Raw genomic sequence first — 14,869 nt, forward strand, 5'->3', positions numbered from 1 at the left:
CGGGCCTGCTAGGGCGCCTGCGTGCGCGGCAGGGCGAACTCGCACCACACCGCCTTGCCGCCGCCCGGTGTGCGGCGGCAGCCCCAGTTCGAGGCGATCGTCGCGACGATGGCGATGCCCCGGCCCGACTCGTCGCCCGGTTCCGCGCGGCGGCGTCTGGGGAGGTGGTCGTCGCCGTCGGTGACCTCGATGATCAGGCGTCTGTCCGTGCGGCGCAGGCGCAGGCGCATCGGTGGGGTGCCGTGCTGGAGGGAGTTGGCGACCAGTTCGCTGGTGGCCAGGACGCCCAGGTCGTGCAGGTCGGCGGGGAAGCGCCAGCTGGTCAGGACGCCGGAGGCGAAGGCACGCGCGCGTGGGGCCGCTTCCACTCCGCCGAGCAGCTCAAGGGCGGCGTTGCGGAACAGCTCGCCCTCGGGGCCGGTGCGGGCGGGGTGCTGGAGGACCAGGACGGCCACGTCGTCGTCGTGGTCGGGGGTCACGCCGGCCGAGCGGACCAGGCGGTCGCAGACGACCTGGGGCGTGCCGGTGGCGCCGGCCAGGGCGCGCTCCAGGGCGGCGATGCCCTCGTCCAGGTCGGCGTCGCGGCGCTCCACCAGGCCGTCCGTGTAGAGGACGGCCGTCGAGCCGGGGCTGAGGGGGATCGAGCCTGAGGTGTGCATCCAGCCGCCGGTGCCGAGCGGGGGGCCGGTGGGTTCCTCGGCGCGCAGGACCGTGCCGTTCTCGTCGCGGACCAGGATGGGGAGGTGGCCGGCCGAGGCGTAGACGAGTTTGCCCTCGTTCGGGTCGTGGACGGCGTACGCGCACGTGGCGATCTGGTTGGCGTCGATCTCGGCCGCCAGGCCGTCGAGGAGCTGGAGGACCTCGTGCGGGGGCAGGTCGAGGCGGGCGTAGGCGCGGACCGCCGTGCGGAGCTGGCCCATGACCGCCGCCGCGCGGACGCCGCGGCCCATGACGTCGCCGATGACCAGGGCCGTGCGGCCGCCGCCGAGGGTGATGACGTCGTACCAGTCGCCGCCGACGGCCGCTTCCGTGCCGCCGGGGTGGTAGGTGGCGGCGATGCGCAGGTCGTCCGGCTGTTCGAGCTCCTGGGGGAGCAGGGAGCGCTGGAGGGTGACGGCCGTTTCGCGTTGGCGGCGTTCGCTGGCGCGCAGGCGTTCGGCGGCTTCGGCGTGGTCGGTGACGTCCGTGGCGAAGACGAGGACGCCGCGGCCGTCGGTGCCGGAGGTGCCGTCGCGTTCCGCGACCGGGGTGCAGGTGAAGGTGTAGGAGCGGCCGTCGGGGGCCTTGCGGGACTTCACCGTGCGGGGCTTGCCGCTGCGCAGGACCTGGTCCAGGAGGGGGAACAGGCCGAGCGCGTCGAGTTCGGGGAGGGCCTCGCGGGCGCGTTCGCCCAGGGGGCGTACGCCGAAGGCGGTGGTGTAGGCGTCGTTGACGTAGGCGATGCGGTGGTCGGGGCCGTGGACCAGGGCGACGAGGGAGGGGACGCGGTCGAGGACCTCGCGCACCCGCAGCTCGTCGACGGCGGGTACGGACGGAGTCTCGTCGGTCAGTTGTTCGGCGCGGGCGGCGGGTACGGAGCCTTCCCCCCGCCGGTCCGGGGAGGCCGTCTGCTCGGTCCGCGCTGCGGCGCGGCGCTGCGTTCCGGGGAGCCGGGCGCTCCAGCGCGTGAAGTTCACGAATCCTTGCCTCGTGTAGTCGTCGGCGGCCGGCACCGGAACCGGCCGGGGCCCCGGGGGGCCCGCACCGGGGCGTGCCGTGGCACACCCGTGGTGGTGGACCAGTCTGGCAGTGCGCGGACCGGACCAACATCCGTCAGACGCCGGGCCGGCCGGTGGAGTTCCTGGGTCCGGTCAGGACGACCCCTTCGGGTTGTCCGGGGGGTCTTGGGAAGGTTTTCCACCGGCCGCGAGTTCGAACTCCGCCCGGGGATGTTCGAGTGAACCGAGGGAGACGATCTCCCGTTTGAACAGGCCGGCCAGGGTCCATTCGGCGAGCACGCGCGCCTTGCGGTTGAAGGTGGGCACGCGGCTGAGGTGGTAGGCGCGGTGCATGAACCAGGCGGGGTAGCCCTTGAGCTTGCGTCCGTAGACGTGGGCGACGCCCTTGTGCAGGCCGAGGGAGGCGACCGAGCCGGCGTAGGCGTGTGCGTACGTCTCCAGGGGCTCGCCGCGCAGGGTGTGCACGATGTTGTCGGCGAGGACCCTGGCCTGGCGGAGGGCGTGCTGGGCGTTGGGGGCGCATTCGCGGCCCGGCTCGCCGGCGGTCACGTCCGGGACCGCGGCGGCGTCTCCGGCCGCCCACGCGCGCGTGGTGCCCTCGATCGACAGTTCGGGCGTGCACCTGAGGCGTCCGCGGTCGTTGCGCGGCAGGTCGGTGGCGGCGAGCACCGGGTGGGGTTTCACGCCGGCCGTCCAGACGACCGTACGGGTCGGGAAGCGGGCGCCGTCGCTGAGGACCGCGACCCGGTCGGCGCAGGACTCCAGGCGGGTCCGGAGACGGACGTCGATGTTGCGGCGGCGCAGTTCGGTGACGGTGTAGCGGCCCATCTCCTCGCCGACCTCGGGCAGGACGCGGTCCGAGGCCTCGACGAGGATCCACTTCATGTCCTCGGGCTGGACGTTGTGGTAGTAGCGCGCGGCGTAGCGGGCCATGTCCTCCAGTTCGCCGAGGGCCTCCACACCGGCGAAGCCGCCGCCGACGAAGACGAAGGTGAGGGCCGCGTCGCGGATCGCGGGGTCGCGGGTGGAGGAGGCGATGTCCATCTGCTCGATGACGTGGTTGCGCAGGCCGATGGCCTCCTCGACGGTCTTGAAGCCGATGCCGTGGTCGGCGAGGCCGGGGACCGGCAGGGTGCGCGAGACGGAGCCGGGGGCGAGGACGAGCTGGTCGTAGGGCAGCCGCCGCCCGCCGGTGCCCTCCTCCTCGGTGGCGAGGGTGGTGATGGTGGCGGTGCGTTTCGCGTGGTCGACGGCGGTGGCCTCGCCGATGACGACGTGGCACCGGTCGAGGACCCGCCGCAGCGGTACGACGACGTGGCGGGGCGAGATGGCGCCGGCGGCGGCCTCGGGGAGGAACGGCTGGTAGGTCATGTACGGGTCGGGGGTGACGACCGTGATCTCCACCTCGCCCCGTTGCAGTTCCCGTTTCAGGCGGCGCTGCAGGCGCAGGGCCGTGTACATCCCGACGTAGCCGCCACCGACAACGAGAATGCGCGCACGTTCCTTCACCATCCCATGACGCACCCGCCGCTTGCGTTTGTCCACAGCCTCGACGAATTGTGTGACCGGAGCGGGAGAGCGCGCGGAGTTGGCCGGATTAGCGGGCTGCGGTGAAGACGCGCAGGTCAGCGGGGGTGGTGTGGGGGGCGCACGGGGGCACATTCAGGACGTATACGGCCCGTACTCCGATCGGTGGTCGCTCCGTGCGGAACCTGCCCCTTCTGAATTGACTCCCTCTCAACTATGTTCGTGTGTCGACGGGGTGTAGGGGGATGCGCTCACCGGGTCCGCGACGGGCGGACCCACGGACCCGAGCCTGTTCCCTCGTCCCGGCATCGAATGGCGGGGAGTGTCTCCGGGGGGAGACGTCATTACCGGGGGAATGCTTATGCATGTTCAGGACTCTCGTTGGTCGTCCGCATCCGCTCTCGCAGCGGGTGGCGCGACGATGAGCGCGGCGGGCAACGGGCGCGCGGACGGACCGCGGACGACGCCGCTGCGCGTGGACGCACAGCGCAATCTGGAGCACGTACTGCGTGCGGCGCGCGAGGTCTTCGGCGAGCTGGGGTACGGCGCGCCGATGGAGGACGTGGCGCGGCGCGCGCGGGTCGGTGTGGGCACGGTGTACCGGCGGTTCCCGAGCAAGGACGTCCTGGTGCGGCGGATAGCCGAGGAGGAGACCTCCCGGCTGACCGACCAGGCGCGTGCGGCGCTCGGCCAGGAGGACGAGCCGTGGTCGGCGCTGTCGCGCTTCCTGCGGACGTCGGTGGCCTCCGGCGCCGGGCGGCTGCTGCCGCCGCAGGTGCTGCGGGTCTCGGTCGGGGAGGACGGCTCCGGTGGCGCGCGGGTGCCGCAGCAGCGGACCCAGCCGGGGTCGGCGGAGCTGCGGCTGGTGCCGGAGCAGCCGGTGGCGGTGGCTTCGGTGCCGGCGGTCGCGGCGGAGGACGACGCGGGGGCGTCGGCGCTGCTCGAGGTCGTGGGCCAGCTCGTGGAGCGGGCCCGGGCGGCGGGTGAGCTGCGGGCGGACGTGTCGGTGTCGGACGTCCTGCTGGTGATCGCGACGGCCGCGCCCGCCCTGCCGGACGCGGCGCAGCAGGCGGCCGCTTCGGCCCGGCTGCTGGACATCCTGCTGGAGGGGCTGCGGTCGCGACCGGCGTGAGCTTCCGGGGCCCGGAGTGACCTTCCGGGCCCGGGAGTGACTTGCTGGTGCCGGCGTGACCTCTTGGCCTGGCGCGACCTTCTTGGATCTGGCGTGAGCTCCTGGGCCTGGTGTGACCTCCCGGGCCCCGGAGCAAAGGGGAAACCTTCCCCGAACGAGTGGCGGTTAGTACTGGCGTGCGGCGAGTCCCCACGGATGAGTGATGGTCCGAACTCCGAGGGCCTCACCAAAAGCCGCTGTGGCAGTCTGACCCGGTGGTTCGGACGGGTTGGGCGGCTGGCGGGGGCTTTCCGCGATGAGCGTTGACGGGCGGGACGAGTCGAGCGGCAGCGGGAGCGGTGACGCCGCGGCCGGCGGCCAGGTCCCGCCGCAGGTGCCGAGCCAGGGCGGTCGCGCGAGCGGCCCGCAGGGCGGGTACCCCGTCGACGGCTCGGTCCCGGCCCAGCGCGCGTGGCGCGAGGACAGCGTCCTGCCGCCACCGCGCGAGCTGCCGCCGTCCGACGCCGATCTCATCGACCGGATGCGCTCGGGCGACGACACGGCGTACGAGGAGCTGTACCGGCGCCACGCACTGGCCGTGCGCCGCTACGCCCGCACCTGCTGCCGTGACGCCCACACCGCGGAGGACCTGACCGCCGAGGTCTTCGCCCGCATGCTCCAGGCGGTGCGCGGCGGCTCCGGCCCGCAGCACGCCGTACGCGCGTACCTGCTCACCTCCGTCCGCCGTGTCGCCGCCTCCTGGACGAGGTCGGCGCGGCGGGAGCAGCTCGTCGACGACTTCGCGGTGTTCGCCACCCAGTCCGCGCGCGGCTCCCACGTGTCCGACGACGACACGCTCGAACTGGGCGCGGACGTGCGGGCGATGCACGAGGCCGAGCGGTCCATGGCCATGCGGGCCTTCCGGTCACTGCCCGAGCGGTGGCAGGCCGTGCTGTGGCACACCGAGGTCGAGGACGAGTCGCCCAGTGAGGTCGCCACGCTCTTCGGGCTGGACGCCAACGGCACGCGCGTGCTCGCCAGCCGGGCCCGCGAGGGCCTCAAGCAGGCCTACCTCCAGGCCCACGTCAGCGACACGCTCACCGGCGACGAGGCGTGCGCGCGCTATGCCGACCAGCTCGGTACGTACGCCCGGGGCCGGTTGCGCACGCGGGCCGAGCGGGGCTTGCGCAAGCACCTGGAGGAGTGCGCGCGGTGCCGGCTGGCCGCGAGCCAGATCGAGGAGGTGGCCGGGGGCATCCCGGCCGTCGTGCCGATCGCCGTCATCGGCTGGTTCGGTGCCGCCGGGTACGCCAAGGCGGCCGGTCTCATCGCCGGAGGCGCGGGCGCGGGGGCGGCCGGTGCCGCCGGAGCGGCCGCGGCGGCGGGCGGCGGCTCGTCGGGCGGGGCAGCGGCGGCGGGCGGCGGCTCGTCCGGTGGGGCCGGTGGCGGTGGTGGTGCGGCGGCCTCCGAGGGCGTCGGCGCGCCGGTGAAGGCCGGAATCGCGGCCGGTGTGGTGGCCGTCGGCGTCGTGGCCGCGGTGGTCCTGGCCCTGACCGGCAGCGAGAAACCCGAGGAGGAGGCGAGGACCGCTCCGCCCTCCCCGACGTCGCCGGCGGTGCGACCCGGCGAGCCCACGCCCACCCCCTCCGAGCGGGAACCCGGACCACGCCCACCGGCCCTCGTGCCCGCACGGGCCGAGACGCCCGCGCCGACCCCGTCCTCCAGGACCACCCCGGCTCCCCCGCCCACCGCGGCCCCCGCACCGGCACCCACCTCGCCGCCCGCACCCCCGAAGCCCAGGCCGACACCGCCTCCGGCGCCCGGCCCCAAGCCGACGCCCACGCCCACCCCGACCGAGGCCCCACCGCCCCCGGCCGTCTACCAGTTGAGCGAACTGTCCTACGACGTCAGCGGCGACGGCACAAAGCCCGAAATCCGGATCGGCGCGAGCAGCTGGGTCTGGCAGCGGTACGGCATGTCGGTCGCCGACCGGCGGTACGCGCACGGCGTCACCGTGCACGGCAGCTCCTCCGTCACCATCGACCTCAACCGCTCCTGCTCCTCTTACGACGCGTTCGTCGGCGTGGACGACATGACGCTGGGGCTGGGCAAGGTGTACTTCTCCGTCTACGCGGACGGGGCCCGCCTCTGGCGGTCCGGGCTCGTCGAGGGCGGTGACCCGGCCGTCCCCGTCCATGTGAACCTCACCGGCCGCAGCACCGTACGCCTCGTGGTGGAGCCGCACAGCACCCTGGACACCCTGATGACGGCCGACTGGGCGGAGTCCAAGTTCACCTGCGGCTAGCCGTGGACGCGCGCTGCGCCTCGGTCAGTTCGCGCCGGACGTCGTCCGATGTGAGAGCGGTGCCCCGGGCGCGCTCCGCGTCGCACCGGGCGGCGCCCAGGGCGGCGCGGGCCTCGGCGTCGATCCGCTCCGCCTGGGCTTGCTCCGGCATGGGGCGCGGGCGGCCGGACCGCCAGTGGTCGGCGGCGCCGAGCAGCCGTGCCGCGCGCGGGAAGTCGCCGAGGGCGGCCAGCAGCCCCGCCCCGCCGTCCGCGACCGTGGCCCGGATCGTGTCCGAGCACCGCTTGTCGACGGCTTCCCGGAGGGCTCCGGTCAGTTTGGGCAGGGCTGTCTCCGGGCCCGCCTCGGTCGCCGTGATCACGGCGTCGACCAGCTGCAGCATCACCATGAACTGCGGGGGCGGTGTGCCGCGCCCGGTCTCCGCGCGCGCTGCCTCGCACAGGTCGCGCGCCCGGGCCGTGTGCCCCTCCTCGGACGCCATCTGGGCGCTCAGCAGCAGGACGAACGCCTTGGAGTCCGCCACGCCGTACCGGTCGGACGCGGCGCTCGCCTCGTCCAGCGCCGCCAGTGCGGCCGGCCGGTCACCCGCCCGGTAGGCGATCTCGGCGAGCCGGGCGATCAGGAACGGCGACTCGGCGTACGCGCCCACCTCGTAGGCGAGCCGCAGCGCCTCCTCGTACTCGCCTTTGGCCTCCTCGAAACCGTTGCGCGCCATGGCCGCCTCGCCGGCCGCGCTGCACACCTGGGCCCGCAGCCAGCGATCCCCGACGCGGCGGCTGAGGATCCGCAGCTCCGCCAGGTCGTCGTCGACGCCGGCCAGGTCGCCGGGCGCGTCGACGACCATGTGGGTGCGGAACATCAGGGCGACGGCGGTCTCCCAGTCCCCGCCGTGGGCGCGGCAGTTGGCGACGGCCGAGTCCATGACGGCCCGGAGGTCGCCGTGCTCGGCCTGCTCACCCTGCTCGCCCTGGCCGGCCGCGAAGCTCCAGATCATGGGCCAGATGAGCCCCGGGAATCGGGCAGCCCGGGGTCCGCCCTCCGCGAAGAGCGTCCACACCCGCTCCACGTACGGCCGCCGCTGCTCCATGAACTCCTGCAGGGGCCCCGCTTCGGCCAGGAAGAACAGATGCTGCATGCGCAGATCCATCCGCAGGGAGTGCAGCGGATGCCCCGCCTCCCCGTCCGGCGCGGCGAGGAAATGGTCGACGGGGTCGGGCGGGCACGGCTCTCCCCCCGACGTCAGGCGGACGCCGGTGTCGAGAGCCGCTCCCAGGCGCAGGATCCGCTCCAGCCACTCCACTCCCTCGTGCCGGTAGTTGCGCATCCACCAGAACCAGCCCATGGCCAGGGCGACGGCACCGGCCTCCGCCTCGTCCCCGGCGGTGAGGGCCCGGTCGAGGGCGGCGCGGATGTTGTCCAGCTCGGTCTCCAGGCGGGAGATCCAGGGCAGTTGCCCGGCGGAACGCAGCTGCGGTGCGGCCCGCTCGACCAGCACGCGCACCCACGCGCGGTGCCGCAGCTCGGCCCCGGCGCGCAGGGGCGGAACCTCGGCGGCGCGCTCGACGGCGTACTCGTGGATCGTCTCCAGCATGCGGTAGCGCATGCCGCCGGAGCCGTCCCGCGCGCAGGGGGCCGCCACGACCAGGGACTTGTCGACGAGCGCCCCGAGCAGCTCGGCGGCGGGCCCGCCGCACACCGCCTCGGCCGCCGCGAGGTCCCAGCCGCCCGCGAACACCGACATCTCGCACAGCACTCTGCGCTCGGCCTCGTCGAGCAGGTCCCACGACCAGTCGACGACGGCGCGCAGGGTCTGCTGGCGGGGCAGGACCGTACGGCTCCCGGAGGTGAGGAGGCGGAAGCGGTCGTCGAGCCGGTCGGCGATCTGCCGGGGCGTGAGGAGCCGGAGCCGGGCGGCCGCCAGCTCGATGGCGAGCGGCAGGCCGTCCAGCCGGCGGCAGATCTCCGCGACCGCCTGCTCGTCGCCGAGCACGGCGTCCGCGTCGGGGCGGACGGCGGCGGCGCGCTCCGCGAACAGCCGGCGGGCGTGGTCCGGCCGCAGCGGCTCGACCGGCCGCACCACCTCCCCGGGCACGCCCAGGGGTTCCCTGCTGGTGGCGAGGATCGTCAGGCCCGGGCAGCGGGTCAGCAGGGTCTCGGCGAGGTGGGCGGCGGCGCCGATGACATGCTCGCAGTTGTCAAGGATCAGCAGTTGGCTGCGCGGGGCGCAGTACTCCACGAGCAGGGCGACGGGGTCGTCCTGCACGGCCGTGAGCTCGCTGGTCAACAGCACGGTCTCGCGCAGACCGAGCGCGCTGACCACCGCGCCCGGCACCGCCTCCGGCCGGTCGAGCGGGGCGAGCTCGGCCAGCCACGCCTGCGGAAGCCCGGCGGCTGCCTCCTCGGCGAGACGGGTCTTGCCAGAGCCGCCCGGTCCGGTGAGGGTGACGAGACGGGCCCTGTGCAGATCGGAACGGATGGCGTCGATCTCGGGTTCCCGGCCGACGAAAGAGGTCAGCCGGGGACGGAGGTTGCCGGTGCGCTCGGGCGGAGCGGACGCGGGTCTCTCCTCCCGCGCGGCCGAACCGAGCAGTTCGGCGTGGAGGGCGCGCAGTTCGGGCCCCGGGTCGGTGCCGAGGCCCTCGGCGAGGGCGCGGCGGGCGGACTCGTACGCGGCGAGGGCGTCGGCCGCGCGGCCGGATTCGCGCAGGGCGCGCACCAGGAGGGCGTGCAGCGGTTCGTCGTAGGGGTGGACGGCGGTCAGTTCCCGCAGTTCCGGTACGACGTCCGGCGCGCGGCCGAGCCGCAGGCGGGCCTCGGCCCGGGCCCGGGTCGCCTCCAGCCGGGTCGCCTCCGGGCGGGTGGCGGCGGAGCGGTCGGGGAGGTCGGCGAGGGCGGGGCCGCGCCACAGGGCGAGGGCGGCGTCGAGGTGCCGTCCCGCCCGGGCGGGGTCGCCGTCGGCGAGGGCGCCGGTGCCCTGCCGGACGAGCCGTTCGAAGACGAAGAGGTCGATGTCCTCCTGAGTGGCCGCGAGTCGGTAGCCGCCGGTCTCGGAGACCACGGCATCCTTCCCGAGGGCCCGCCGGAGCCGGCCGACCAGGGCCTGGAGGGCGGCGGGGGCGTCCTGGGGCGGGTCGTCGGCCCAGACCTCGTCGATCAGGGTCGTGGGAGTGGTGAGCCGGGACGGGCGCAGGGCGAGGGCGGTCAGCAGGGCGCGGAGGCGGGGGCCGCCGAGGGGTACGGCGTCGCCGTGCTCGTCGCGTGCCTCGGTGATGCCCAGGATTCTGTACCGCACGGGGTCATTGTGTCCGGGGTGGGGGCGAGGCTCGGAGGGTTTTCGGTGCGGGGCGTTTCCGCGGGCGGTTGCGAAGGGGCCCGGTGCGGGTTCGGTGCCCGGCGTTGTGCTTGAGGCCGGGTGGGTCCGCAGCCCGGCGCAGCGGGGTGCCTCCCCCAAGCTCTCGGCTTCGCTCGAGCAGGGGGGACCCCCACGCCCACCCGTGCCACCCTTAGCGGCACGATCGCCCGCAGCTGAAGCGGACCGGTGGCCCGCCCCCGCGCGCCCGCAGCCGCCGTCGTACGCAAGGGGGCGTGTCGGGGGGTCCCCCCGCAGCGGTTGGCGCGTCAACGCCAGTCAGTCGGCAGGCAAGTCGATCGCGCCGTTCCGAGGACGGACACCCCCCGGCGCGGCCCCGACCCACAACCCGGCGGCAGGCGCACGCACGCGCACCCCCACTCCACCCGACCCACCACCCGGCGCAGGCGAAGACGCGCACCCCCACCGAAGCAGCCACGGGCCGCCGCAGGCACCCCGGCTCAACCGCCGGAGGCAGACGCCCCCAACGCCCCCCGCTGCGGGGCGATCCCCGCCGGTACCGCTCGCTGCCGGGCCGGCGTCCCGGTCCAGCACGTGCCGCGGCGGGCCAGCAGGCGGCGGAGCCACACTTCAAGGGAGACCAGGTCGGCGAGGCCGTCCAGAGGGAGGGGCTCGCCCGCCGCCGCGCCCCGCAGGGCCTTGCGGACCACCCGGGCCTCGACCAGCCCGGCCTCCGCCAGCAGCGGCGTGTCGAAGAGCGCGACCAGCGGGTCCGCCGCCACCCGCAGCCCCGTACGCGCCGCGGCCGCAGCCGTCGCCTGGGTCGGCGCGCCCCACCCCGTGGGCAACTCCCGCACCCCGGCCCCTTCCAGCACCGTCCGCAGGATCGCCGCCCGCGCCCCCGGCCGCACCCGCAACGCCTCGGGCAGTGCCCGGGCAGCCCGTACGACCTGGTTGTCGAGGAACGGCGCGTGCAGCCGCTGGAAGCGGACCTCCGCGGCCTGTTCCAGCACCCGCAGGTCCGCCGCGTGCCGCGCCAGCGTCGCCCGCGCGCGGAAGTCACCCGGCCGCTGCCCCGGGCCCACCAACTCCGACCGGTGCGTCGACGCCTGAAGGCGAACCGATACTTCGGCGAGCGCCTCACCGGTCAGCCAGCGCGCCGCCGGCCCGGGTCTGCCCCAGGTCAGCGCGGCGAGCGAGGCCTCCACCGCCCCGTCGGGCGCGTCGAGGCCACCGTCCGACCGGTGGTCGAGCAGCCGCTCGGCCAGGGACTCCAGCCCCGCCCGGTACGGCGTACGGGACAGCCGCCGAGCCGCCGCGTACACGCGCGCGGGGACCAGCACCGACCCGTCCGCCTTGGCCAGCGCGGCGACCGGCCGCAAGAGATGGCGCCGCTTGCGGTCCATCAGCAGGTCGGCCAGCCGCGCGGGATGGGCGTCCAGGACCTGACGCGCGCCGTACCCGGTGAAGTGGTCCGCGCTGCCGGCCGCCAGCCGCGCGCGGTGCCGGGCCGCCGACACCAGGGACGGCCCGGGCTCGTCGGTCAGCGGGACGTCCAGGTCGGTGTACGGCAGGGTCTCCTCGCCACCGGCCACGACCACGTGGTGCAGCCGCGGGTTCGCCGCCAGCGCCCCGGCCCGCTCCAGCTCGGCCTCGCGCCCCGCGACGGCGAGGTCGTTGAACGTGACGGCCAGCAGCCGCTCCCCCGCGCCCGTGCCGTGCCCCAGCACGGTGCCCGGCATCCCGGGCAGCCCCGCGGCCAGCAGCGCCAGTGTCCCGGAGGCCGGTCCGCCGGACAGGTCCGCCCCGATCCCCGGCACCGGCATCCCGCGCGCGGCCCGCCGCTCGGCGGGTCCCATGCCGGGCACGGGCCCGGGGTCGATGTCCGCCCCGGGAACGTGCCGCGGCGCGGACAGCCGCGTCCGTACCGCCTCCACGAGGGCGTCGCGCACGGCGTCGACCGCGCTGTCGGGATCGGCCGGCGGAGCGGCGACCGCCAGCGAGGCGACGGGCTCGTACCCGGCGACCTCCCGCGCCCCGGCGCGCAGGATGAGGGCATGCCCCGGCGGAATGCGCTTCACGCCGTCGTACGGCGTGGAGTCGTGGAGCGCGGCGGGCACGTCAGGGGCGGCCAGCAGCGCGGCGAGGTGCCCGAAGTCGAGGTTGGCCTCGATGAGGTCGGCCAGCGGCAGCGCGGCCGTCGCGTACGCCGTGCCGCCGGCCCAGGGTGTGTAGAACACCGGCCGCGCGCCCGCGAGATCACCGCAGACGGTGATCCTCCTGCCGACCTGCACGATCGCGGTGTAGCTCCCGGACCAGGCGGTCAGATGCCGAAGTGCCCCGCCGCGCGCGGCGAACAGGGCGACGCGCAGCTGCTCGTCGGTGGCGCCGCAGATGCCGAGGACGGCGATCCGGGTGCGGTCGTCGGCCGCGACGACGCGCACCTCGTCGGGGCGCCAGTCGCCGACGGCCCACAGCGGATCGGGGTCGCCCCACAGGAGTTGGGAACCCACCGGGTGCAGGGTCTCACCGTCGTGCCCGGTGGCCCCCGCCGAACCGGCAGCGACGGCTCCCGCGGCGGTGCTGCTCCATCCCACCAACCACCGCATCGCCGCCTCCACAGGCTGTGGACAACCAGTGCACCGTACGAACCGGTTCACCATGCTGCCATGAAGGAAGCGCTCCAGAGGGTGCCCGCGCCGCTTGCGCTCCGCCGAATGCGCCCCGGCGGAGCCGCCCACGCCGCCCGGAACGCCCCGAACTCCCGTACGCCACACGACGGGCGGGGCTCGACCGCCGCACGACGGGCGGGCTCGACGAGACGCAACGAGAGGCGGAGAGGAAGAGCGCGGAGAGGGACGACGACCGGCACGGACAGCCCGGTCGCGTGCCGGCACCGCTACGCGACCATCCGGCCACGAGACAAGCCCCGCCAGCGACACGTCACCAGTACGACTGCGACGCGAATGCGCCCCCTATATGCGCCCCAAACACGCCGGACGCGCCCTCAACGACCGTGGTCGGAGCCCTGATACCCCGCGAACGACGGGGTCGATTTTCGGCCAAATCGCCGATACGCGAGCAGCCTCGAACACGCTCCGTACAGGCTCGGTGCCGCGTCGCCCGGTCGCGTAGTCCGGGAGACGAGGCGCGCCTCCCGGACCGTTCCGCCGCCCGCGGGGATGGAGGCGGCGGTGTCCCCCAGCCCACTGGATCCAGTACAGCGGGCCGACCCACGCAAGGACCATGGAACCGCTCCCGCGATGGCCGGAGAAGAGCGCACGGACAGGCGCACGGCCACACAGTGGGAGCACGCCGCAACAGGCTGTATCTGAACCGCACTTCAGTGCGGACCACAATCCCGCCAACCGGAACAATGCCCCTTAACGCTTGGGATGCGGCGAACTACGCTGGGTTTACGAATGCCGCGTGGTTATGCCAGCGCGGCAGCCGTCTGTGTCGAGGGGTGGCGCATGTCCAGGGAGCAACGCGGGCCGAACGAAAAACTCGGCGCCGTTCTCGCCCTCGCGGGAATCAGCAACGCAGGCCTCGCGCGGCGCGTCAACGATCTTGGCGCTCAGCGAGGACTGACGCTTCGCTACGACAAGACGTCGGTGGCGCGCTGGGTGTCGAAGGGCATGGTGCCGCAGGGTGCGGCGCCGCACCTCATCGCCGCCGCCATCGGCCAGAAGCTCGGCCGCCCGGTGCCGCTCCACGAGATCGGCCTGGCGGACGCCGACCCCGCGCCCGAAGTCGGTCTCGCCTTCCCGCGGGACGTCGGCCAGGCGGTGAAGTCCGCGACGGAGCTGTACCGCCTCGACCTCGCGGGCCGGCGCGCCGGCTCCGGCGGCATCTGGCAGTCGCTCGCCGGATCGTTCGCGGTGAGCGCGTACGCGACGCCCGCCTCGCGATGGCTGATAACCCCGGCCGACAGTTCGGTCGCGCGTGACGTGGGCCCCGGTGAGGGCTCCGGCGCACCGCTCAAAGTCGGCCACAGCGATGTGCAGAAGCTGCGGGAGGCCGCCGAGGACGCGCGGCGCTGGGACTCCAAGTACGGCGGCGGCGACTGGCGTTCGTCGATGGTCCCCGAGTGCTTAAGGGTGGAGGCCGCCCCGCTCCTGCTCGGCTCCTACTCCGACGAGGTCGGCCGGGCCCTCTTCGGCGCCTCCGCCGAACTCACCCGGCTCGCCGGCTGGATGGCCTTCGACACGGGCCAGCAGGAAGCGGCCCAGCGCTACTACATCCAGGCCCTGCGCCTGGCCCGGGCGGCGGCGGACGTCCCCCTCGGGGGCTACGTCCTGGCCTCCATGTCCCTCCAGGCCACCTACCGCGGCTTCGGCGACGAGGGCGTGGACCTCGCCCAGGCCGCCCTGGAACGCAACCGCGGACTGGCGACGGCCCGCACCATGAGCTTCTTCCGCCTCGTCGAGGCCCGGGCACACGCGCGTGCGGGCGACGCCCAGGCGGCCGGCGGCGCCCTCAAGGCCGCCGAGAGCTGGCTGGAGCGGGCCCGCCCCGGCGACCACGACCCGAGCTGGCTCGGCTTCTACTCCTACGACCGCTTCTGCGCCGACGCGGCCGAGTGCTACCGCGACCTCAAAGCCCCCCGCCAGGTCCGCCGCTTCACGGAGCAGGCCCTGTCGAAGCCGACGGAGGAGTTCGTCCGCTCGCACGGCCTGCGCCTGGTCGTGTCGGCCGTGGCCGAACTGGAGTCGGGCAACCTGGACGCGGCGTGCGAGCAGGGGGTGCGGGCGGTGGAGGTCGCCGGGCGCATCTCGTCGGCCCGTACGACCGAGTACGTGAAGGACCTCCTGCACCGGCTGGAGCCGTACGGGGACGAGCCCCGGGTGGTGGAGCTCCGCGAGCGCGCGAGGCCGCTGCTGATGGCCCCTGCCTGA

At 74.8% G+C, this 14,869-nt stretch carries 7 protein-coding genes; 3 read left to right on the plus strand and 4 right to left on the minus strand.

Annotated elements, in window-relative coordinates:
- Positions 1–8: 8 nt before the first annotated feature.
- Together C1703_RS18495 and C1703_RS18500 are read right to left on the minus strand one after the other, a co-directional pair.
- Positions 9–1,676 carry a SpoIIE family protein phosphatase gene (locus C1703_RS18495; RefSeq protein WP_114253918.1) on the minus strand — a complete coding sequence of 556 codons (1,668 nt, stop codon included), beginning with the start codon at positions 1,674–1,676 and terminating at the stop codon, positions 9–11.
- 174 nt (positions 1,677–1,850) lie between these two features.
- Positions 1,851–3,230: an NAD(P)/FAD-dependent oxidoreductase gene (locus C1703_RS18500; protein ID WP_114253919.1), complete on the minus strand. Its 1,380-nt coding sequence runs from the start codon at positions 3,228–3,230 to the stop codon at positions 1,851–1,853.
- A gap of 376 nt (positions 3,231–3,606) precedes the next feature.
- On the opposite strand from C1703_RS18500, the gene C1703_RS18505 reads away from it, so the two are divergent.
- Both C1703_RS18505 and C1703_RS18510 read left to right on the plus strand, forming a co-directional pair.
- Positions 3,607–4,377, plus strand: a complete 771-nt coding sequence (locus C1703_RS18505; protein WP_114253920.1) for a helix-turn-helix domain-containing protein — start codon at positions 3,607–3,609, stop codon at positions 4,375–4,377.
- Positions 4,378–4,672: 295 nt separating this feature from the next.
- The gene (locus tag C1703_RS18510; RefSeq protein ID WP_114253921.1) at positions 4,673–6,661 is read left to right on the plus strand and encodes a sigma-70 family RNA polymerase sigma factor; all 1,989 of its coding nucleotides are present in this window, start codon (positions 4,673–4,675) and stop codon (positions 6,659–6,661) included.
- On the opposite strand, the gene C1703_RS18515 is transcribed toward C1703_RS18510, so the two are convergent.
- Positions 6,648–9,953, minus strand: coding sequence for a BTAD domain-containing putative transcriptional regulator (locus C1703_RS18515; protein WP_114253922.1), 3,306 nt, complete (start codon positions 9,951–9,953; stop codon positions 6,648–6,650). The genes C1703_RS18510 and C1703_RS18515 overlap by 14 nt on opposite strands.
- Before the next feature lie 518 nt (positions 9,954–10,471).
- Positions 10,472–12,580 (minus strand): asparagine synthase-related protein, encoded by a 2,109-nt coding sequence (locus tag C1703_RS18525; RefSeq protein ID WP_114253923.1) that lies wholly within the window; start codon positions 12,578–12,580, stop codon positions 10,472–10,474.
- An 864-nt stretch (positions 12,581–13,444) separates the two neighbouring features.
- Between C1703_RS18525 and C1703_RS18530 the strand changes: the two genes are divergently transcribed.
- Positions 13,445–14,869, plus strand: a complete 1,425-nt coding sequence (locus C1703_RS18530) for an MFS transporter (RefSeq protein WP_114253924.1) — start codon at positions 13,445–13,447, stop codon at positions 14,867–14,869.

Origin of the sequence: Streptomyces sp. Go-475 (assembly GCF_003330845.1) — a bacterium.
In the GTDB taxonomy this organism is placed as follows: domain Bacteria; phylum Actinomycetota; class Actinomycetes; order Streptomycetales; family Streptomycetaceae; genus Streptomyces.

Excerpts from the sequence above, each read along its gene's own strand:
- C1703_RS18530 (WP_114253924.1), top strand. The coding sequence starts at position 13,445 with ATGTCCAGGGAGCAACGCGGGCCGAACGAAAAACTCGGCGCCGTTCTC.
- C1703_RS18510 (WP_114253921.1), top strand. The coding sequence starts at position 4,673 with ATGAGCGTTGACGGGCGGGACGAGTCGAGCGGCAGCGGGAGCGGTGAC.
- C1703_RS18500 (WP_114253919.1), bottom strand. The coding sequence starts at position 3,230 with ATGGTGAAGGAACGTGCGCGCATTCTCGTTGTCGGTGGCGGCTACGTC.
- C1703_RS18505 (WP_114253920.1), top strand. The coding sequence starts at position 3,607 with ATGCATGTTCAGGACTCTCGTTGGTCGTCCGCATCCGCTCTCGCAGCG.
- C1703_RS18525 (WP_114253923.1), bottom strand. The coding sequence starts at position 12,580 with ATGCGGTGGTTGGTGGGATGGAGCAGCACCGCCGCGGGAGCCGTCGCT.